Annotated in this window: 18 protein-coding genes and 1 pseudogene; 6 read left to right on the top strand and 13 right to left on the bottom strand. The window is 35.0% G+C overall.

The annotated features are described in order from the left end of the window. The 6 genes from ACIQXW_RS06840 to ACIQXW_RS06815 all read right to left on the bottom strand — a co-directional run bounded on the left by ACIQXW_RS06840 (position 1) and on the right by ACIQXW_RS06815 (position 8,493). Entirely contained in the window at positions 1-708 is a 708-nt protein-coding gene (locus ACIQXW_RS06840) for an ABC transporter ATP-binding protein (protein ID WP_401016625.1), read from the bottom strand. Further along, positions 683-1,459, bottom strand: coding sequence for an ABC transporter ATP-binding protein (locus ACIQXW_RS06835; protein WP_401016623.1), 777 nt, complete (start codon positions 1,457-1,459; stop codon positions 683-685). The genes ACIQXW_RS06840 and ACIQXW_RS06835 overlap by 26 nt, the downstream gene beginning before the upstream one ends. A gap of 109 nt (positions 1,460-1,568) precedes the next feature. Continuing rightward, on the bottom strand, positions 1,569-2,813 hold the full coding sequence (locus ACIQXW_RS06830) for a substrate-binding domain-containing protein (protein ID WP_402760675.1): 1,245 nt from the start codon (positions 2,811-2,813) through the stop codon (positions 1,569-1,571). Between the two features lie 166 nt (positions 2,814-2,979). Then, positions 2,980-3,810, bottom strand: a complete 831-nt coding sequence (locus ACIQXW_RS06825; RefSeq protein WP_402760673.1) for an alpha/beta fold hydrolase — start codon at positions 3,808-3,810, stop codon at positions 2,980-2,982. A gap of 34 nt (positions 3,811-3,844) precedes the next feature. Further along, on the bottom strand, positions 3,845-7,033 hold the full coding sequence (locus ACIQXW_RS06820) for an AfsR/SARP family transcriptional regulator (protein WP_402760671.1): 3,189 nt from the start codon (positions 7,031-7,033) through the stop codon (positions 3,845-3,847). A 479-nt stretch (positions 7,034-7,512) separates the two neighbouring features. Beyond that, positions 7,513-8,493, bottom strand: a complete 981-nt coding sequence (locus ACIQXW_RS06815) for a diaminopimelate dehydrogenase (protein ID WP_402760669.1) — start codon at positions 8,491-8,493, stop codon at positions 7,513-7,515. Positions 8,494-8,775: 282 nt separating this feature from the next. On the opposite strand from ACIQXW_RS06815, the gene ACIQXW_RS06810 reads away from it, so the two are divergent. Then, a complete protein-coding gene (locus tag ACIQXW_RS06810; protein ID WP_402760667.1) occupies positions 8,776-9,084 on the top strand; it encodes a hypothetical protein in 309 nt (102 codons plus the stop codon). 7 nt (positions 9,085-9,091) lie between these two features. On the opposite strand, the gene yeiL is transcribed toward ACIQXW_RS06810, so the two are convergent. Continuing rightward, a complete protein-coding gene (gene yeiL / locus ACIQXW_RS06805) occupies positions 9,092-9,757 on the bottom strand; it encodes a transcriptional regulator YeiL (RefSeq protein ID WP_401016613.1) in 666 nt (221 codons plus the stop codon). 98 nt (positions 9,758-9,855) lie between these two features. Between yeiL and ACIQXW_RS06800 the strand changes: the two genes are divergently transcribed. Then, complete coding sequence (locus tag ACIQXW_RS06800) at positions 9,856-11,007, top strand: MFS transporter (RefSeq protein WP_401016611.1); 1,152 nt, start codon at positions 9,856-9,858, stop codon at positions 11,005-11,007. A 57-nt stretch (positions 11,008-11,064) separates the two neighbouring features. Here ACIQXW_RS06800 and ACIQXW_RS06795 read toward each other — a convergent pair whose 3' ends face one another. Together ACIQXW_RS06795 and ACIQXW_RS06790 are read right to left on the bottom strand one after the other, a co-directional pair. After that, positions 11,065-12,249, bottom strand: coding sequence for an oxalate decarboxylase family bicupin (locus tag ACIQXW_RS06795; RefSeq protein ID WP_402760663.1), 1,185 nt, complete (start codon positions 12,247-12,249; stop codon positions 11,065-11,067). 177 nt (positions 12,250-12,426) lie between these two features. Then, positions 12,427-12,660, bottom strand: a complete 234-nt coding sequence (locus ACIQXW_RS06790) for a hypothetical protein (protein ID WP_402760662.1) — start codon at positions 12,658-12,660, stop codon at positions 12,427-12,429. Between the two features lie 283 nt (positions 12,661-12,943). On the opposite strand from ACIQXW_RS06790, the gene ACIQXW_RS06785 reads away from it, so the two are divergent. Next, complete coding sequence (locus tag ACIQXW_RS06785) at positions 12,944-13,522, top strand: hypothetical protein (protein WP_402760660.1); 579 nt, start codon at positions 12,944-12,946, stop codon at positions 13,520-13,522. Between the two features lie 366 nt (positions 13,523-13,888). Here ACIQXW_RS06785 and ACIQXW_RS06780 read toward each other — a convergent pair. Then, positions 13,889-14,476, bottom strand: a pseudogene (locus ACIQXW_RS06780) (aminotransferase-like domain-containing protein); the annotation flags it as partial. Positions 14,477-14,541: 65 nt separating this feature from the next. Further along, the gene (locus ACIQXW_RS06775) at positions 14,542-14,775 is read right to left on the bottom strand and encodes a hypothetical protein (RefSeq protein WP_402760658.1); all 234 of its coding nucleotides are present in this window, start codon (positions 14,773-14,775) and stop codon (positions 14,542-14,544) included. A 146-nt stretch (positions 14,776-14,921) separates the two neighbouring features. Here ACIQXW_RS06775 and ACIQXW_RS06770 point away from each other — a divergent pair, with 146 nt between their 5' ends. Then, on the top strand, positions 14,922-15,656 hold the full coding sequence (locus ACIQXW_RS06770) for a hypothetical protein (protein ID WP_402760656.1): 735 nt from the start codon (positions 14,922-14,924) through the stop codon (positions 15,654-15,656). A gap of 118 nt (positions 15,657-15,774) precedes the next feature. Here ACIQXW_RS06770 and ACIQXW_RS06765 read toward each other — a convergent pair whose 3' ends face one another. Then, the gene (locus ACIQXW_RS06765) at positions 15,775-17,220 is read right to left on the bottom strand and encodes an aminotransferase-like domain-containing protein (protein ID WP_402760654.1); all 1,446 of its coding nucleotides are present in this window, start codon (positions 17,218-17,220) and stop codon (positions 15,775-15,777) included. Positions 17,221-17,320: 100 nt separating this feature from the next. Between ACIQXW_RS06765 and ACIQXW_RS06760 the strand changes: the two genes are divergently transcribed. Continuing rightward, a complete protein-coding gene (locus tag ACIQXW_RS06760; protein WP_402760652.1) occupies positions 17,321-17,923 on the top strand; it encodes a LysE/ArgO family amino acid transporter in 603 nt (200 codons plus the stop codon). A 1,293-nt stretch (positions 17,924-19,216) separates the two neighbouring features. After that, on the top strand, positions 19,217-20,434 hold the full coding sequence (locus ACIQXW_RS06755) for an MFS transporter (protein ID WP_402760651.1): 1,218 nt from the start codon (positions 19,217-19,219) through the stop codon (positions 20,432-20,434). A gap of 46 nt (positions 20,435-20,480) precedes the next feature. Here ACIQXW_RS06755 and ACIQXW_RS06750 read toward each other — a convergent pair whose 3' ends face one another. Further along, the gene (locus ACIQXW_RS06750) at positions 20,481-21,347 is read right to left on the bottom strand and encodes a helix-turn-helix domain-containing protein (protein WP_402760649.1); all 867 of its coding nucleotides are present in this window, start codon (positions 21,345-21,347) and stop codon (positions 20,481-20,483) included. Positions 21,348-21,417: the final 70 nt, after the last annotated feature.

The raw sequence follows: 21,417 nt of genomic DNA, 5'->3' as shown, positions 1-21,417 counted from the left end.
TTATCCGATTCCAAGATATTTACGTTTCAACTCTTCATTTTGGATAAGATCTTTCATGTTTCCTGAATGAACCGTTCGACCATCATCTATTAATGTGTACGTATCACCAATTCGGCTCGCCATGATAAAGTTTTGCTCTACAAGGACGATGGACGTTTGCTTTTTCATTTCAACGATTGCCTCCATTACTTTCTCAACGACAATCGGCGCAAGTCCTTTTGACGGCTCATCAATTAAAATTAATTTACTGTCATTGATAAATGCTCTTGCCATTGACAGCATTTGCTTTTGACCACCTGAAAGATGACCGCCAGCCTTTTTCCAAAATTTCTTTAAATCCGGAAAAAGCTCGAGAACATATTGTTGTCGCTCCATTGCCGCACTGTCTTCCTTGCGCATTGCAACTTTCATATTTTCCTCTACTGTTAAATCCGCAAATATTCCTTGATTTTCAGGTACATAGCCAATACCTAATTTAGCCACTTTGTGAGTGGGGCTTTTTTTGATTGATTTCATTCGAAATTCAACATCCCCTTTAGAAGCGGGTGTTAACCCCATAATTGTTTTTAAAGTGGTCGTTTTTCCTGCGCCATTTCTCCCTAGTAAGACACTGACCTGCCCTTCAACGGCCTCAAAATTTACACCTTGCAAAATATGGTATTGCCCAATATGTGTATGAACATCATTTAATTTCAGTAAGGTGTTCATCGTACAGACCCCCTAAATAGGCATTTTGAACAGTTTCATTTTGCATAATGGCATCTGGTGTTCCATCTGCAAGAAGCTGACCATTAAATAACACCATAATGGAGTCTGACAAATCTAAAATCATATCCATCTTGTGTTCAATAAGCAAAATTGTTTTGTCGCCATTATTTTTTATCGTACGAATAACCTCTAAAATGGCAGGTACTTCTTCTAATGACATGCCAGCAGTAGGTTCATCGAGCAGTAAAATTTCTGTATCTAGCGCTAGCAACATGGCAATTTCTAACTTTCTCTTTTCACCATGGGACAACATCGTCGTCAGCGCCTCTCTTTTATTATCAAGCAAAACAAGTGTCAATAGTTCCTCCGCTTTTTCTGTAATTGCCTTATAACTTTTATGATGGCGAAACAATTGATAGCGTATTTTTTCTTTAGATTGCACTGCTAGACGTACGTTCTCTAAAACAGTTAAATTCGGAAAAACATTTGTAATTTGGAATGACCGTCCTAGCCCCATACGTGTCCTTTCAACCGATGATACTTGTGCAAGTGATTGCCCTTTAAAAAATACATCACCAGTAGTGGGCTTTAACTCCCCACTAATTAAATTAAAGAACGTCGTTTTTCCTGCACCATTTGGTCCAATAATTGATTTCAAATGTTTTTCAGGCATCGTAAAGTTCACTTGATCGACTGCTGTATGGCCACCAAAACGAATTGTTAAGTTTTCTGTTCGTAAAATGGGCTCCATTTCAATCTCCTTTCTAGTGTTTCTATCACTCTTCATCTACTCTCAACAGAAATGAGATGAAGAGAGACAGAACGACGTATACTTCTGTCTCTCATTTGTTTGGAAAAGTCTAGTTCATAACAGGTGGCGCAGTTTCCTCAGGGCTTAGTTCACGAATGAGCACTGGCACTGGGTAATCAACTCCATCTTGTTGCTCTAAACGAATAGAATACATTGATTGTAAAGCTTGATGATCTTCTTCTCGGAAAGTCATCTTGCCTTTTGGTGTTTCAAATGACATACCTTCCATAATGCCGATTAGTTTCTTTGCATCTGTGTCCCCTTGTGATTTTTTCAATGCTTCTACAATTGAAATAGCAGCAGACATTCCACCAGGGGTAAATAAATCTGGTACTTCATTAAAGCGTTTTTGGTGCTCATCTACTAACCATTTATTCACATCATTTTGCGGTAACGTATGATAATAAACCGAGAATCCTTCCATTCCTATAAGTGGATTCATAAATTTTAGGGCGATAATATCTGGCGCACCTGTAGAAATTTTTATGCCTTTTTCTTGAATTTTAAGATCGGCAATTTGATTCCAAGGAGAATTTGCCCCAGCCCATACGACAAATAAATAATCTGGCTTTGCATCAATTACCTTTTGTAAATTAGAGGTAAAGTCTGTTGCAGCTGGGTCTGCATACTCCTCTAGCACAATTTCTGCACCTAGTTTCTCTGCAGCTGTTTTAAATGCCTTCACACCATCCCAACCGAATGAATAATCTGGTGCAAACGTTGCAATTTTCACGCCTTTACCTGCGATTGCAGCAGCTGCTGCGTATGCATCTTGTGAGGAGTTACGACCTGTGCGGAATATATAGTCATTAAATTCAGCACCTGTAATACTATCTGCTACAGCTGGTTCAACGACCATAATTTTCTCGTATTCCTCTGCTAGCGGTAATACAGCGAGCGTGTCACCTGAGCTAGACGAGCCAACTAAAAAATCTACTTTATCATCCTCTAATAGCTTTGTAGCCTTCTGTACTGCTACCTCAGGTTTCGTTTCTGTATCTTCATACACAATTTCGATTTTTTTACCATTTACCTCCATGCTGCCGTTTGTTGCATATTCAATGCCTAAATCAAAACCACGTTGTGTTTGCTTACCATATGATTCGAGGGCACCTGTCAAAGAAGCAAGTACACCGATTTTAATTGTGCCCCCCTCAGCTTTCACTTCAGACCCTTTATCCTCATCATTTGAAGCAGGATCATCTGCTGAATTTTCTTTTGCCTCTTCTCCATTGCAAGCCACCATCATCAGTGATAAAACGGCTAACAGTAACCATAACCAAACCTTTTTCATCCCAAAACCCCTTTCAAAATGAATTGTAAAGAAAGCGCTTTCGTTGCTATGCACTAACTATATAAAAGTCCAGTTACAAATCAGTTACAAATTTCTTTCCCTAAACATAAGTAAATAAAAAAGAGCCCGGTACAAGACCGAACTCAAGTTATATAAAGTTTTTACCCTACAAGAAAGAAGATCGATTTGATTCGTTTACTCGATCTAGCCACTCGCTCACAAGTGCATGAAAAATATTGGCTTGTTCAATTTGTAGGTTATGACCTGCTCGATCTAAAATCGAGAATGTTGCTCTTGGGAATAACTCTATTACGTCAAATGCATCTTTATAGCCTACTACAGCATCTTGTTTTCCTAATAAAAAGAGACTTGGTTGCTGAAAAATAATATCCTCTAGGTGAAATGAAAAGCCGTAGCTTTGTTGAATCTTTTCTAGAAAATGCTCATCTGCTATATGGCAACCGACTAACACTTCATTTGAATACCGTTGCCAGTTATATTCATCCAGGACAACTTGGTGCGAACTAAAATCGTCTACTTCTTGTTTCGTTAATGTTTCTAAAAATGGTTGATCTACAGCGATGATTGAATGTGAGGGCACTGTTCGATCTTGCTTTTCTGGTAAAATCAAAGGACAAATAAAAGCAGCACCTAAAATACGATCCCTATGAGTTTGCATAATACCTCTTGTTAAATATCCACCATATGATTCACCCACTATTACATAAGGTTGATCGGGCACGAATGTATTGATAAACTCTAGCACAGTCGCTAACATTTCATCTGAATTGCTGATGTTTTCATAATCCTTTGTTTTGCCCATGCCTGGAAGGTCAATATAAATACGTCTCCAGCCATCACTTTCGTTAAAAATCGGTTCCATACATCCTTTCATAAGCCGATGGTCTGGAGAAAATCCATGTAACATCATGATTGGTATTCCTTCACCAATCACTTCATAATAAATATTTGCATTCGTTACTTTCCAAAATGGCATATATGCCCCTCCAATATTTCAACGTATAAGTGTGCTAATTCATTATTAAATCAAAAACAGCCATTGTCGATTCCATCGGTGATGTATTGAGTTCTTTTTGTAATTGTTGCACACATTTTTCATACCATTTTAATGCAAGAGATCGGTTTCCTAATTGATAATAACTATACATTAAAAGACGATACCCTTCTTCCCAAAGTACATCTTCTTGAATCATCTTTTCGGCATAAAAAATAGCTTGTTTAAACTGTTGTTGTCGTGTTGCATTTTGAGCTAATCGTTCAAGTACTTCAATATATAAAGTTTGCAGCTTATCACGATCTTGCGTCAGCCAATCGATTTGCTTTTTTTCAGCATATAATACATCTGTGTAACTATTGGCAGCGATTTGCAACCATTCATCTGACAATAGTGGATCAAATTCTTCCATACCTAGTGCATAATAATAATGAAAACGTTCTGCATCGATATGCAAAAATTGAATATGCTGTAGCTGATACATATTATTTTTACGATGAATAAAGAAGCTATCTTGACGAGCATTTCGATTCGGTTCAAGCACTTTTAATAAAGTGTTTAAAACTACTTTAAAGTCCCGATCCAATGTTTCTACTGACCGCTCTGGCCATAGTGCTTGTGCAATTTCCTCTTTGGGCATATACCTTTGGCGATGACAATATAAATAGACAAAAAGCTCCTTCGACTTTTCTCGCTGCCATTCTTTATCTCCTAATTTGCGATGATTTCTAATTAAATTTAAACTACCAAATAAATTTATTTGCATTTCATCAGCAGGATAAACGATATTCCCTTCCATTTGAAAATAATTCCGCATCGCAAGAATCGCTGTATGGTCTTCCTTACAGCTCTCACTATACTGTAATAGCTCATAAAAAATCGTTAAATTCGTTGGGCCGAGAATCGTTTTTCTTTGAAAAAAATAATCGTAGCCATTGTCCATACAATAACTAGCAAAATGCTGAAAACAATGTGTAAATGCTACTGCATTATTCTCTTTAAAGGCAATAACAGATTGGTAGAAAAAAACATGCATTTCCCCATATCGATCACCACAATCAAGGAATAGCTTTTGTGCCTTTGATAAAATTTGTTTTGCCTCTTGCCATTCATTACAAGAAATCATCACTTTTACTTCAGCAAGTAAAATAAGTGCTGTCATCCAAGCATCCTGAACTTGTTCCGTTTCCTGTAAGCCTAGTGCTAAGTACTTCCGAGCAGCGACATTATCCCCTAGTGCATGTTTGGCAATTGCAAGTCCCATATATGGTTCAGCCTTTACTCGTGAAATATTTATTGTATTCATTAGCGCAATAGCTTTCTCATAAGCATCACAAGCCTCTACATAATTAGGGTAGTCTAATAACAGTAAAGCATGAGCTTTTCGATTATAGCCAACTGCCTCGATAAAAATGGACCTTTCACGTTCCCCTCTCCGAATACCATACTGTGCAGAATACCAAGCTTCTTCGCCTTGACCTAATAAGGCGAAAACGAACGATGCTAAGAGCTCACTTTCCCTATGTGTGGCTACCAATTGAGGGGGCATTTCCAATCTTTTAATCAATAGATTTTTTGCCTCCAACAGCTGTCCCGTTCTTAACAATATCCGCACATCAACATTTGCTCTATATAAAACAGCCTCACTTAAATTTACTTCTTCTATAAATTGTTTTGCCTTTTGCGCTTTTCCTAAATTCACTAGATTTTCAGTATACTGTCGTTGTAATTCTACATGTTCTTCCTTGCTTAATGCCGCAACAGGAGCTAATTGTAATGCTTGTTTTAAATAGGGCTCTGCTAAAGCAGGCTGAATTGTATCAAGATAAATGTGCGCTAATCCAGCCTGTGCCTTCGTCATAAAAAGCGCATCATTATTATTTCTAGCAAACTGCTCACTCATTTCGTAAGCTTGTTTCGCTTTTTCATAATAGGCACGGTATCGGTGGCACTCCCCTTCAAAAAAATACAAACGGTAATACTTCATTTTTACATCAGTCGAAAAACGATGAATTTTCTCTAATAGCCATTCAAACTGTCCAGCTTTTACAATACTCTCTGCATGATTTTGCAGTAGTTCACCACTAAAATTTGCATCATTTGATTTAAATGCATGATGTAAAATAGCATGAACATTGTTTTGATTAACGTAATATAAAGCAGCCTTTTTATGCAAATTCACATACTTTGTCGGAAACTGCTTCCACTTCATTTCTAAAAATCGGCTAAACAACGCATGAAAACGATAGGAGCCATTTTCAGCAACTGGTTGAATAAACAGATGTTTCTTCAATAACTGTTTTAGCGTGTCGGCGGTTTCTCTATTATAAAATTGCGTAATTAATTCCACTGAGAAAGTAGGGAAAATAGCTAAATTGAGTAGTGCATCTTGCTCGAATTTACGCATCTTTAAAAATACTTCTTCTGATAGGTAGGAAAACAGATCATTTGAATGAATCGTTAACCAGTAATCTAATGCTTCATTGTTCCATTGCTCAGCTAGCAATGCAATGCTAATTGCCCAACCTTCTGTAATATTTAATACTTTCGATATTTCATCTTCTGAAAGATGTATTGCTACATAATCTTCAAAAAAAACGGCAATTTCTTCATCTGTAAATGCTAAATCCGCTTCTGTAATAAAATGTGCTTTCATGTGAATTTTTAGTTTTCTAATAATATCCCAATTCGGTAATGTTCTAGAGGCAAAAATAAAGTGAATATTTGGAGGTGAAAATTCAATAATTTTCTCCATTACATAGTTAATATGAAATTCATGGTCTACTAAATGGTAGTCGTCAATAACGACGAAAAAGTTCTCTTGTATCTCACATAAACTATTAACAAATAGCTTATACCACCGATTCAATTCTTCGATTTTTGGAAAACGTGATAGCTGATTCCAATTATCAAATTGTTCACCAAATAGCGGTATAATTCGTCTAATACTATAAAATAAATGTCTTAGAAAGGGTAATATGTTATCGTCCTCTTCAGAAACACTATACCAAGAGAATTTACTTGATTCCGCATGTAAAAATTGTGCAAGAATAGTGGTCTTTCCATATCCAGCACCGCTATGAATAAATGTACAAGTATGTCCAAGACCTTTTTTCAGTTTTTTCATTAATGACGCTCTACGAATACAATGATTAGATGGACTAGGTGGAATACATTTCGATTGAATAATAATATCTGCTGTCATTACTTACACTTACCTCCCCATAATTACAGTAATACGGGTTGTGACATAAACTACATGCCATTCTTTTCGAATAGTTAAATTATTGACAGTTTACCATATACTATATGTAGTTTTACATTATTCCAATGAATTGTTTCTGCAATCCTAGTATTTTATGTGAGATAAAAGAGATTAAGTGTTAGATTAACTGCAATCAATTTAACACTTTTATGCTATGTCGTTGACAGTGGAGGCTTTCCACGGGCACATCGTAAGCCGTCACATTCGCTACGTGCACTTTGTTGCGGCTTACGTATTGTGCGTCACCCGCTGGAGTCATCACCTTCGCTACCATCTACTAGTCTTCACTTTATAAATATTAAATTTTTGCAAATTCTTCTCCATAAGAGAAAATTAACGATTACTTATCCCAGACTCTTATTTTATATAAACTAAAAAAACCCGACTATCTTTATAGATAATCAGGTTTTGAGCTTTAATTATAATAAATCCTTACGTAATTGCGCAGCTGATTTTGGAGATAACAGACCGAATGGAATATCGAGTACTGTTTTTGCCCCTTTGTCGCCTGCTTGGCTTAAACGGTGTGCTGCACGAGCATACGCTACAAGAACACTTGATGTGAAGTTTGGATTACTTTCAAGTTTTAATGAGAATTCTAGAATTTGTTTATCGTCAGCGCCACTTTCTCCACTGCGAATAACGAAACCACCATGTGGCATACCTGTATGATTTGCATTAAACTCTTCTTCAGAGATAAAGTTTACAGTTGTGTTATATTCATCGAAATAATTTGGCATTGTAACAATTTCTTGCTCTACTTTTGCCGAATCTGCACCCGCTTCAAGCACTACCCAACATTCACGTGCATGTTTTTCACGTGTTGTAAGCTCTGGATTTTCGCCATTTCGTACGCGTTCCACAGCATCTTTGATTGGTAAAGTATATTGAACAGCATTTTTTACCCCTTCAATACGACGAACTGCATCCGAGTGGCCTTGACTTAAGCCATCACCCCAGAATGTGTACGTTGTACCCACTGGTAATACAGCCTCACCTAAGACACGATTTAATGAAAATAAACCTGGATCCCAACCTACTGAAATAACAGATACTTTACCAGATTTTTGAGCTGCTGCGTCAACTGCTTCGAAAAACTCTGGAATTTTCGCATGAGTATCAAAACTGTCAATTGTATTAAACCATTGCGCAAAATGTGGGCCTTGTTCAGGTAAATCAGTAGCAGAGCCACCACATAAAATCATTACATCAATGTCGTCTTGAAATTTTTCAGCATCATCTACTAAATATACGTTCGCGTTACTTGCAACGCTTACTGTTGAAGGATCACGACGTGTGAAAACTGCTACTAATTCCATATCTGGATTTTGCGAAATAGCGAATTCTACACCGCGCCCTAAATTTCCATAACCGACAATACCTACTCGAATTGCACTCATTAAAATTCCTCCTCACGTTAACGTGACAATGTGAAACCTTTCACGTTAAATCTAATTACAATAATACTTTGAGTTAGAAAAATTCACAATAGTTTGAGTACGTGTTTTTCTCGTGAAATTATACAAGTTTTCTATGATTTCTATACATGAATGGCATGAATACGGTTACAAATTATTAAAAAACATAACGAACCATTAAGTTTTCGTAAAAGGCTTGTAAATCAAGACTTTTTACAACATAGGTCTTGTACAATATAAATAACGATAAAGGGGGCATGTTGAATGAAAGGTAATTGTTATTCACTATGTAAAACAGCGGTTTTTTTAAATCCCAAAGATAATGTCATTTTTGTTTCACCATGGAGGATTCCAGTCGAGGTAAAGTTAAGATATTCTACAAGCAAATACTTCAGTAATCAGCGAGCGAAGAGAAAAACACCTTGTCCTGCCAATATGCCTTTATCCGCCCCAATAATTGAACGTGATAGTAACAAAGCACATAACTTTTACCATAGTGAAAAACAAATAGCTCGCTGGTTCATTAAAAAAAGTGAGTACAATAAAGCACGATGTAACTGTGCTTTTTGCTAAATATTATTTATTGAATTTCTTGTGCTAATTGAAAAAGCCGTTTTTCATTTATAATGTGATAGCCATTCTTCTGTTTTTTTAAAATATTTTCCTCGCAAAACTGAGCAAGTACGTATAACAAATGCCGATATGAAACCCCTAAATACTCACATATTTCCGTATGTTTTTCTTTATAAATACCTTTGTCAGAAGAAAGCTGTATGAAAGCCGCTAATCGATTTTCCAGTGGATATGCCTGATTTTGAGTGTATTTTGATGTCATCTTAGATGCCTTTTCACCTAAAAATACACATAATTTACGTAAAAAAGGTGCATCCGCGAGTAACATTTCTTTACATGCCTGTGTAGCAATTGATAAACAGATCGTTTCTGTGACGGTTTGAATTCCCTTTGTGTATCTCGCCTCATTTAACAATTCAATTTCTCCCATAAAGCATGGTGCTTCAATATATTCAATCAGTGAAACTTTCCCATTTTTATGTGTCATATACAGTTTGGCTTTCCCCTCCATCATATAGTACATCGTATCTGGAAAAGACCCTTCTTTAAAAATCCATTCTCCCTTTTCAAATTTACATATTTCTATATATGGATGAATATCGAACGAAAAAAAATCATCAATTTGAAAATTTTCTATATAGTAAGAACGTTCTTCACCTGTAAGTTTTTGCATTTTTTTATTTACTCCTATTCAAAATATGAGATATCTCACATTATTGTAGCGGGGAACATGCTATTATTCAACATAGTTAAATGGAGGTACCAAATTTTATGAACAATCAACGATGGCTTTCTCAAAATTTCTTTGCTTTTTTTATTACATGGGGTATTTTCTTACCTTATTGGACAGGTTGGCTCGTCGATGCGAAGCACCTTACCGTATCTCAAGCGAGTGTCGTAATGGGCTGTGGTCTTTTGGCTCGTGCAACGTCAAATCTTTTTTTCTTTCCAATCCTTGCAAAATACGTACACAATAAACGACTTATTACAATTTTAGCAATTGGAGCACTGCTAACGGCTTTACTTTACATTCCAAGTACTAGTTTTATCGCACTTCTTTTTGTAACTATTTTATTTAGTATTTTTTATCCTGCTCTATTACCTGCCGTGGAAAGCAGCGCGGCAACGCTAGTACAACATGGCAACGTGCATTACGGTAAAAGCCGCTCTTATGGATCATTTGGCTTCGTTATAGCAGTACTCATTATTAGTATGTTAACAGGTGTTTTCGGCAAACAAATTATTTTTTGGAGTATGATCCTTGGCATCATCGGTATGTTATTAATGCAACAAATGGCAACACCAAAAGAATTACTTATTGTACCAACGAAAGAACAACGAGCAAAATCACTATCGATGAAAACATTATGGAGTATTAAAGGTTTTCCTATAGTGTTATTTATCGTTATTTTATTACAAGGTGCACACGCATCTTATTATAGTTATGGCTATATTTATTTAGAGGATTTACACGTTGATCCATTTTATATGGGCATGATTATTAACATCGCGGTTATTTGTGAAATTTTATATTTCATGAAGGCTGATACACTGTTTAATAAATGGCGCTCATCTTCACTATTGTTGCTAGCGGCTAGTGGATCGTCATTACGTTGGTTACTCATCTTCTTATTTCCAAACGTATGGGTATTTATTGGCTCACAAGTATTACATGCCCTATCCTTTGCACTTGCACACTTTGCCTTTATCGGTTATTTAACGAAAAACCTACCGAAAGAACAAATTCCTAATGCACAAGGCTTATACTCAGCACTTGCAATGGGGTTAAGCACGGCCATTCTTACATTTTTAGGCGGCTATTTATACGAGATTTCCCCTGGTCTTGCCTTTGCCGCAATGCTGATTTGTACAGTGCCGGCAATCGGAATATTGCTAGCTACTCGAAATAAATTACAGTATTAATAAACAAGCAGGTGAAGAAAGACTATGTAATCTTTCTTCACCTGCTTTTCTATATGTTCATTTTGGATAATAAGAAAATCCAGGGTATTTGACTACTGGCCATTTTTCTTTGCGTAAAGCATGGAGAAGTTCAGAATCAACGTGTAAATTGCTCTTTACTAATTCAGATGGTGTAAGCGCCATCCATTGATTTAATGAAACATCCTGGAATCGATCACTTTTAAATATTTCAAGGAACCATAATGTTTCAGTCCCCGTATTCTCAATATAGTGACCGTTTGCGAACGGCACGTATCCTACATCTCCCGCTCGATAATCAAAGGTTCTAGCTGTACCGTTTCCTGCAAACACGGTCATGCGACCTGTTCCTTGAAGGTAATATTGCCATTCATCATTATTCGGATGCCAATGTAGTTCCCTCATTGCACCAGGCTCAATCTCGACGAGTGCTGCGGCAATTGCTTTGGAGATCGGAAAATTCGTGGAATCTACAATTCTCACACTGCCACCAGGTGTTTTAATTGGCGTTTGGGTAAGCAGACTATGCTTAAATGTTTGAGGAATTTTACCGTAGGGGGATTGTACTTGCTGTGTTTCAATAGGTCCGGGGACTTTATCTTGATAAATGTACACTTGTTCTTTTGGTATATGATTAAAAGCATTCATCGGAACTCCAAAATTAGATGACAGCACATCTTTCGGCGTATGCGCAAACCAGTCAGATATAGATAATGTATTCAAATCTGAAAAATGACCATCGTCAAACACTAATAGAAATTCACAGCCATCTTCAAGCCCTTGAATGGAATGAGGTATACCTGGAGGGAAATACCATAAATCGCCTGGCCCGACATCGGCAATAAAATTATGCCCATTTTGATCTACGGCTGTAATGCGAGCATGACCAAGAAGCATGTAGGACCATTCCGCCTGTTGATGCCAATGAAGCTCACGGACGCCACCAGGAGTCAAACTCATATTGACACCTGCCAACGTTGTGGCGATTGGCAAATCTCGCACAGTAATTTCTCGAGACCACCCCCCATTATTTAATGTCATATGTGTATCAGAAAAAGAAAATTTCAAGTTTGGTAAAAGGCCTGCATCTGTTATTGGGGGTACTAGCATATCTGGATTTTCTAAATCCCGCATAATATCTCGCGGCCCTTTATCCACCCCACCCGCACCATCATTGCGAATAGGCTGCGGAACATAATAATAGCCCTCTGGCTTGTTATCCAACTATTCACCTCTTCATCAAGTAGTCGTTATATAAAATGTATGATGCATCATTTGTTTTATTCTTTTTATGTAAGGTTCAGCACTTGTATTGATAAAAAATACAAAACCCCACTTTTGACCAAAGCTAGTCAAAAGTAGGGCTGGTATTGAACCTGTATGTATTTGCATTTAAATAAATTACATATTCATTTTATGTTGAGTAAAACCTCGAACCAATAAAAGAATACCTACGATAAAAAAAATTAAACTGAAAAGCAACAACACATAGCCAGCATCAAAAAATGACTGATAGAAAGCTTCCTTACTTGTATACGGTAAGTTTGAGACTAGGATTGCCGTCACAATATATTGTGTTGATATGAAAATTGCTGCGATAAGTAAAAACAGTGAACCTACAATTTTGTCTTCCATATTATCCTCCCTTTCAATGTTTAGAAAAGTGTATATTATTTTTTAATATAAACGAAATATTCAAAATAGTTGAAATTACTCTATTTTTTCTTAAAATTATTTATATATCAACTATTAAACGGGAGGAATATATATGAAATTTCATCTTTTAACCACTTAATAGTTTTAAATTTTTTCATCGCTTTCCTTATCGCCTCAGCTATTCAATTAACTAAAAGGCACCAAAATGCCAACACCACTATTCCATATGGAAGTATATTAATGAAAGGAGAAGAGGGATAGTATGTTTTCGAAAAAAAAGTCGATTGTAACGATTGTTTCAATGTCTTTAATTTCAAATTTAGTTATTGTGCCATTTAACCCTAGCAAGACTAAAGCAGTGGAAAATGCAAATATAGTTGAAGCTACTGACAATGCAATATTTTCTGAACAACAGCTTGAAGAAGTTCAAATTATAGCAGATCATGTATCTTATGAAAGAAAAGATGGTGTTGGTGTTTTTACACTTTCTAATATTGCTGAGATGGAGATAAAATTACAAAATATTAATTCTATAATTACTGTAAATGAAATTAGTTCCGCAATAGCTGACATAAATACTAAATTAGCTGACGAAAACGGAAATGGCGAAACTACAGAATTACTAGTTAAATCTAGAAATCTTATTCAATATGGAACTGAGACTGCACCACGTATCGTAAAAAGATCATGTAGTAAATGGTTAGGTAGCTTGGGTCTTGCACATGTAACAGCTACTACAGGAGCAGGTCTAAGATTAGGTATTTCAGGACAAGTAGGTTGGACAGTTGGGACTGGTATTGCTGCGGCTTACTATTTGGGGTCACTTGCATGTCCAAACTAAAACCTTTTTTGAAGAAATACCAAATTTCTGTTAATTTTTCAACTATTTTTCTATTTACGTGTCTAACCATATATCATATCACACGAACCATCTACCCTACTGTCATACTTTATATTCTAATGGTGTTAAACATATTTTCTTTTGAATATTTTTTGAGTCGTAAATACAATACGCCAAAAAAAAGAGCTATTCCAGCGACATTATATTTTATATTAACTGGCATTCTATCCTACTTAGGGTTTTTGCAGATAATGGATAAGTAATTGTTGATACTAGCCAATTAATATATCTAAAAAAAGCGTTTTGCTTCGTTTTTTCACGATACAAAACGCTTTTTTATATCCCTCAATATACATAGGAGATTTTTTAGTACAATTTTTTCAAATGCGACTTTGCCACTTGAACTATCATCTCTATCCCGTAGTGCAATTCTTCTCGTGATGCATAAGCATATGAAAGACGAATATGCTGGTTATCTTGAGCATCATAAATATAACCCGGATTGATGAGGATATTTAACTGCAATAGCTTCATAAAAAATGATTTATCTACAATCGGTGCGTGAAATTTTAACCAAATATAGAAACCTCCTTTTGGTTGTTCCCAGCTCGCACAGTCTTTAAATTTTTCATTTAATAATTTTTCAACAAAGCTTGCCCGCTTCTGGAGCTCTTGTCGTAACACTTTAATATGGCGTTCATACTTTCCTGATTGCAGCCAGTGCAACACAATTTCCTGCGAAATGGCACTTGAACCATAGTCTGTTTGCATTTTAATATCTGCTAATCGTTCAATCACTGTTATTGGTCCAATTAACCAGCCGATGCGTAGCCCAGGACTAAGTGTTTTGGAAACACTGCCAATGTATAAAACTTGTCAGCTATCATCCAGTGACTTAATTGATAAGTATTCTTCGTAAAAATTCAATTCTTGATAGACATCATCTTCAATTATGTATTTGCATTTTAATATCCGTTATTGTTGGATCGAACAACTAGCCAAATAAACTTGTCTGCAATTTACTCATCAATTTTATGAATTGTAAACCCTCTCACTATTAATACAACACCCAAGATAAAAAATATTATACTGAACAGAAATAATATATAGCCTGAATTAAAAAATGAATTATAGAATGCTTCCCGACCTACATACGTTAAATTCGAGACGATGACAGCCGTAACAATATACTGAGATGAAATTAAAATAGCCGCAATAACCAAAAACAGTGTCCCTATAATTTTGTCTTCCATAATATCCTCCCTTTCAATTTTTAAAAAAGTGTATATCATTTTTATAAAAAATAATATACACGAAATATTCAAAAAAATGAAGTTGATTTTTTCCCCATTTTTCTTAAAATCATTTATATATCAATCATTTAAAGGGAGGAATATATGTGAAATCTACTATTTTAACCTTTTTATTAGCTTTTACAATATTTTCTATTGTATTTACTGTCGCAGCTTCAGGGAATGATAGTCAATTACAAAATATGCATAAAACTACAAACCCAAATATTTTTTATGATACGGAAACCCTTAAATACTTTGATATAAGAGAAAATGGTTATATCGACGAGATATACAGGGTTGAAGGCGGAAAAGTAGTTGAATCTATTTCTGTTGAAGAGTTTATTCTAATGGAGGAAAATGAAAAAAATGAATTTCAATATGCTCAAGACTCTTTCCCGACAATTTCCCCGTTGGCTGTTACTTGGAGCCATATTTACAATGAATTTAGCAACTACGAAACAAGAATATTCGGGAAGCGTGCTAGCATAATTCAGGAAAATCCAGGACCTGGTTCTGATACATTTACTCTCTCCTATGAATATACAGAAACTTTTTCTACTAGTACAAGCCTTACTCATTTGCAACTTCGATCAATAGAGAATGGAGTTTCATATACTTTTTCAAACTCTAGAAGTATCAATTCTTCACACACAATGACAATAGAACCTGGCTATTCAGGGTATTGGCGATTTGATCCAAAAGTAAGAAAATCAATAGGTAAAATACGAAACTTGCTTCATGGACAATTTATATCAGAAACTTCCGTTACAACAATGTATCCTACCCATGTAAATGGTCAATTAGATGGGTGGTTGGTTGCTGTGAAAACTAAACTGTAAATAAAAAGCCTTTATAAGGCTTTTTTATTTTAAGATGAGAACTATGAATACAAAGCACTATTTTTTGTTATTAAATAAAAACAAAAACTACCCTTAAAAGGTTCTGTTTAAATAATGATTATCCCTCAGCAGTTTTGCTCAAAGATTCTCTAGCTACTCGATACATCATCTCTATCCCGTATTGCAATTCTTCTCGTGATGCATAAGCATATGAAAGTCGGATATGCTGGTTATCTTGCGCATCATAAATATAGCCAGGATTGATAAGAACATTCAACTGCAATAACTTCATAAAAAATGATTTATCTACGATCGGTGCGTGAAATTTTAGCCAAATATAGAAACCTCCTTTTGGTTGTTCCCAGCTCGCACAGTCTTTTATTTTTTCATTTAATAATTTTTCAACAAAGTTTGCCCGCTTCTGGAGCTCTTGCCGTAACACTTTAATATGGCGTTCATACTTTCCTGATTGCAGCCAGTGCAACACAATTTCCTGCGAAATGGCACTTGAACCATAGTCTGTTTGCATTTTAATATCTGCTAATCGTTCAATCACTGTTGTTGGTCCAATTAACCAGCCGATGCGTAGCCCAGGGCTGAGTGTTTTGGAAACACTGCCAATGTATAAAACTTGTCCACTATCATCCATTGATTTAATTGCTGAAGATTCCTCTTGAAAAAGTAATTCATGATAGACATCGTCCTCAATAATAGGAATACGAGATTGTTTGCATGCCTCATAGAGTTCCTGTTTTTCTAGTGATGTCCACACGCCTCCAGTTGGATTATTTAACGTAGGTACCGCATAAAAAACAGCCTGTCTTTTTCTTTTCTTAAGGGCTAATGTTTGGGCGAGCCCTTCATCTCGTTCGATCGCCATCATTTGCATCCCGACAGATTGGAAAGGATGAACTGAATTTAAATATGACGTTTTTTCTTGAAATACAATGGAACCTTGCTCTAGCAGACCGACCGCAATGAGCTGCAATGCTTGTAATGCACCTGAAACGATACAAACATTTTCAGGTTCAGCCTGTATGCCTCTTTTTTGTACATATTGGCAAATGGCTTCGCGCAGACGCTTATTGCCTTGAGGAGATGAATACCCTAAAGCTTTCGGCTGTAGGGATAACTCCTTTAAGGATGCCTCCATTTCACTCGTTGGCAAAAGGCTTGGTGCAAGCTCTCCAGTTCCTAAGCGAATAATATCATCCCTTTGTTCATATTCGTTGATCAATTGAATGGTATGGTAGTTTGGCTTGTGAAGACTTGTTTCAATATAAGTTTGCCAATTCGGTTGTCTTAGTTTAATTAAGGAATGCCAGGAAGAGTTCGCAACATAAATCCCTGAGCCTACTGTCGTTTCCAGTATGTCCGCTGCTTTTAATTCTTCTAGTGCTTGCTGAACAGTACTTCTGTTCACCCCTAGTTGCATCGCAAGCTGCCTTTGCGTAGGTAACTTCGTACCGGCAACCCAATCCCCTCGCTCAATGCGCTCTGTTATCCAAGTCACAATCTGTTGTTGTAAAGTACTATCCCCTTGTCTAGTTGGTTGCCAGTTCATGTTTTCACCTCATAAATTGGGTGGGTACAATACCATCCAATTGGTCGTTTTCTTTTAGTTATAACATAGGTAGAATTAGTATGGAAAGGAGGGATTGTCTTTGGAGGCGTTTTTACATGGGATGCTATTAGCATTCGGACTTATATTACCGTTAGGTGTGCAAAATGTCTTCGTTTTTTCACAAGGCGCTACGCAACAACGTTTCATACTTGCCGTACCAGCTGCTATTACGGCAGCTCTTTGCGATACTTTATTGATTTTGCTTGCTGTTTTTGGGTTATCCGTTATTGTCTTGCAATTTGAATGGCTACGTATCGCTTTAATGTGCGTTGGTATCGTGTTTCTGTTGTACATCGGCTATAGTATTTGGCGCTCGACAGCAACCACTAGCGAAAAGAGCGAAGCAATGCCTGTCAAAAAACAAATTGTATTTGCGCTGTCTGTTTCGTTATTAAATCCACATGCTATTTTAGATACAATCGGCGTGATTGGCACAAGCGCATTAAAATATAATGGAACAGAACAAATACTCTTTACTGCTGCATGTGTGCTCATTTCGTGGTTATGGTTTTTCGGTCTTACACTAGCTGGTGCTTCTTTTAAAAAGCTCGATAGCTCTGGCAAGCTGATGAACATCTTCAATAAATGCTCAGCAATCTTTATTTGGGCAACCGCTATTTATTTACTTAGTGGTTTACTTTAATCTGGTACATAGTTTAGAGATACATTTTATAATAAATAGTTGCTGTAGTTGCATTGATATAACAACGTTTTTGTTTTATATACGTTTTAATGAGCATAACTTTTAATAAAGTTATTCACAATTTCAATGATGATTGCTCCAAGTCTCCTTTTATTCTTCTTTAATTTTCATCAAGACCACCCGTATGGAGTGGTCTTAATGTTTCAAAAATCTTCAATTTATAGTCATCTTTCTATAATTTTTAAATGAGTTTCTATCCTAGTAATAGCTATTCTGTATAGTCAGCTTCTTAATGCATATTTCCCCTTTGTGCTCACGTTATTAATAAAATAGCTATAGCTCTAGCGAGTGCTAACAAAAGAATTTTTTATTTTAATGAATCAAAAAAACCCAATTTCAAAATTAAATTGGGTTTTTCTTTTGTTAAATTTCTATAAAAAATCATTGGGAAAAACATTAGCTTCATTTATCATTTCGATTTTACACTCTCTGTTAAGGCTAAAGCTCGATAAGTCATTATACTCCCTACCGTTAGTATAGTTAATAATAGCAATGACATTTGAATTGATGATAAATATAATACAATCGCCAGACGTGCTAGAATCTCTGCACAATAGATATGGTTTATATTTGCGCGAGACCTATTTCTATTTAATTTTGTTTCCTACCACAAGTGAAGGTAAAAAATCTGAAATTAATTCATTACTATCAATAATATCTATCTTCAAAAGATTTCTATAAGAAACTATATATTGAATTGAAACGTTTATTTTGGCAATCATGAAAACCTCATATGTGGTGTAAGCTTTGTGAAAATCACCTCTATTTTATTTAAAAATATCTGGTTGTATATACTAACGATTTCTAATATATGAAAAATTGGAAAACCAAAAATGAAAATAAATTTCTTTTACTTTATTTCTTCAACAGCATTAATAAAAGCTTAGTATTTATTATTTTTCTACATTTAGAGGATACTATCCACTCTTTTCATGTAAATATCTAGTTTTAAAATATTAGAATTTTTTTAATACTCTGATTCATTATTATAAACTTAATTTATCATAAGGGAGGAGGATATAGAAATGAGCAACTTACAACCTATTTCTTCAGAAGAATTAGTAAAGTTTGAAGAAGTTCGTATCCTGACTGAAGGTCTAAGAATAATAACATTCGCTTAGTCCCCAAGAAGCACCCACTTCAAGCGTTAAGAATTGTTAGGTTTAGCTAGGTGGTGAGTAGTTTACAAAGTAAAGATGACAAGCCAGTAATCATTCGCCTAGGGGGGCTATTATGTTTAAAAATCATAATTTTGTTTTACTGTTTTTCTCTCGTTTTTTTAGTGTATTTGCGGATGCTATGTTATTTATAATTCTATTATCTATGTTGGGCAATTTTGGTATTCGCGCTATCGGACTTTCTATTTTCTTTATATTTTCTACACTCCCAGCAATTATATTTTCTTTGCCAGCAGGGGCAATTATTGAAAGAAAATACCTTCAAAAAGTCATGAGTTTTACTGATATAATACGATTTGTTTTAGTTGGATGTCTAGCAATAATTAACGCGATTCATTTAACACCTACTATAATTTATATATTTATCTTTGCCATTGTCCTGTGTAATGTATTTTACATCCCGGCCAATTCGTCTCTATTGCCCAAAATTGTTAAGACGGAATATTTAGCGAATGCAAATAGCTATATCCAAATCACAATGCTCTTTGCAAAAATAGGTTCTTATAGCGTGGGGGCCTGGTTGATTAAAAGTGGATTGAGTTATTCTAGTTTGCTACTTATCATAGGCTCATTTTACATTATTTCGATGATTATGATTTTAGCAGTAAAGCCATATCACAAAAATTTATCAAACAACGAACCGAAAACTATCATACAAGACGTAAAAGCTGGATTAGCTTATATTAAAGTAAATAAATTATATAGTAAGCTGTTTCAAATATTTGGTGCTGCATGGTTAGTTGGTTCATCAGTGGATCTTTATTTAATATCGTATTTAGTGGAAATATTGGAACGACCACATGAAGATTTATATATAATTACCACATATAGTTTGATTGGAATTGGTTTAGGATCTTTAATATCCCCTTACTTATACAAACGAATTAATCCTAAAATAGGGCTTTATGCTTCAAGTCTATTCTTTGGTATTATTATCGCTTTATTTTCATTGAAATTACCACTATCGGTATTGTTAATAGGATTACTTATCGGTGGATTTGCACAAGGTTTATTTTTAATTTTTTTAAATACGTATTTACAAAGCAATGTAGAAGAGAAATATCTTTCACGAGTATACAGCTTATACCATTTCGTTTACACTGGAGTAAGCTTGCCAGGATATCTACTTTTCGGATACTTTATTGATCGTATCGGCATAATTAATACAGGTTTTATTATTGCAGCCTATTTAATACTAATTGCTTTAGTAACGATTTTCTACTTACCCTCTTTACGAGATAAAAAGGAAATCTTAGAAGAAAGGCATTCTTAAAAAAATCCAGCTATCTGATTTTTATTGATAGCTGGCTATTATATTTTTATTGGTTTTTAAGCTTTTTTATATATGATTGTAAGTATTCTTCATAATTTAGAGCATGATTCAAGGATTCAACCTTATGTAATATATCTATTGATTCTTGAGCAAGTTCAAGACCTTGTTTATATTTTGTATGCATTTTGAATATACCGAAGTAAAAATTTAGAATTGTTTTTTCTAAAATAAAGGTTTCAGGTATATTTTGATTTTTTAATTCATATAAGTATGCTTCGGCTTCTTTCAACTTATTATGCTCAAGACATGTTCTAATTGTATTAAAATAGATATCAAATAAATTACGCTTGTAACTTAACATGTTTTTGAAATACATACTCTTTTTTATGACTTCTGAGGATAGCATAATTACAGTATCTATAGCCAATAAATGTAATGTATTTCCATAAAGAATTATTTCATATTCTCCCCAGACTTCTACTTGCCATAAATAATCAACGAGTATTTCTAAATTTTCTTGTTTAACTTTGTTGTTAGTAAGGTCCGAAATAATTGCTTCGATCATGATGCTGTTTAATTTATATGACAATACATTAGTTAATTCGAATTTAAAAATTTCATCATTTCTTAACTTATTTAAAAACTTTAAATCTCCACGTAAATAAGCTTCCTTCATGTTTATAATTAATTCTTCAAAATGCCCTACTTTAAATTCATTATGGATATAGATAAATTCTTCAAAACTTACATTAATTCGATTAAGTAACAATAATAACTTAGAAACAGTTATGCCCGTTTCATCTCTTTCAAATTTAGATAAATGAGAAACAGACATTATATCTTTTGCTGTATTATTAAGACTATAACCTTTGTGTAACCGTAACTTGCGAAAAGTATTACCTAAGTTATCCATAAAAATCACCTTTATCATATATTAAAATAGAAATTATTGTTCAAATTGCCTCCCATTTTGTGCTTTATAA

The organism is Lysinibacillus sp. NPDC097162, from assembly GCF_044762185.1.
Classification (GTDB): Bacteria; Bacillota; Bacilli; order Bacillales_A; family Planococcaceae; genus Lysinibacillus.
Note: the sequence above shows the minus strand (reverse complement) of the source record. Positions and strands in the feature narration are given on the sequence as shown.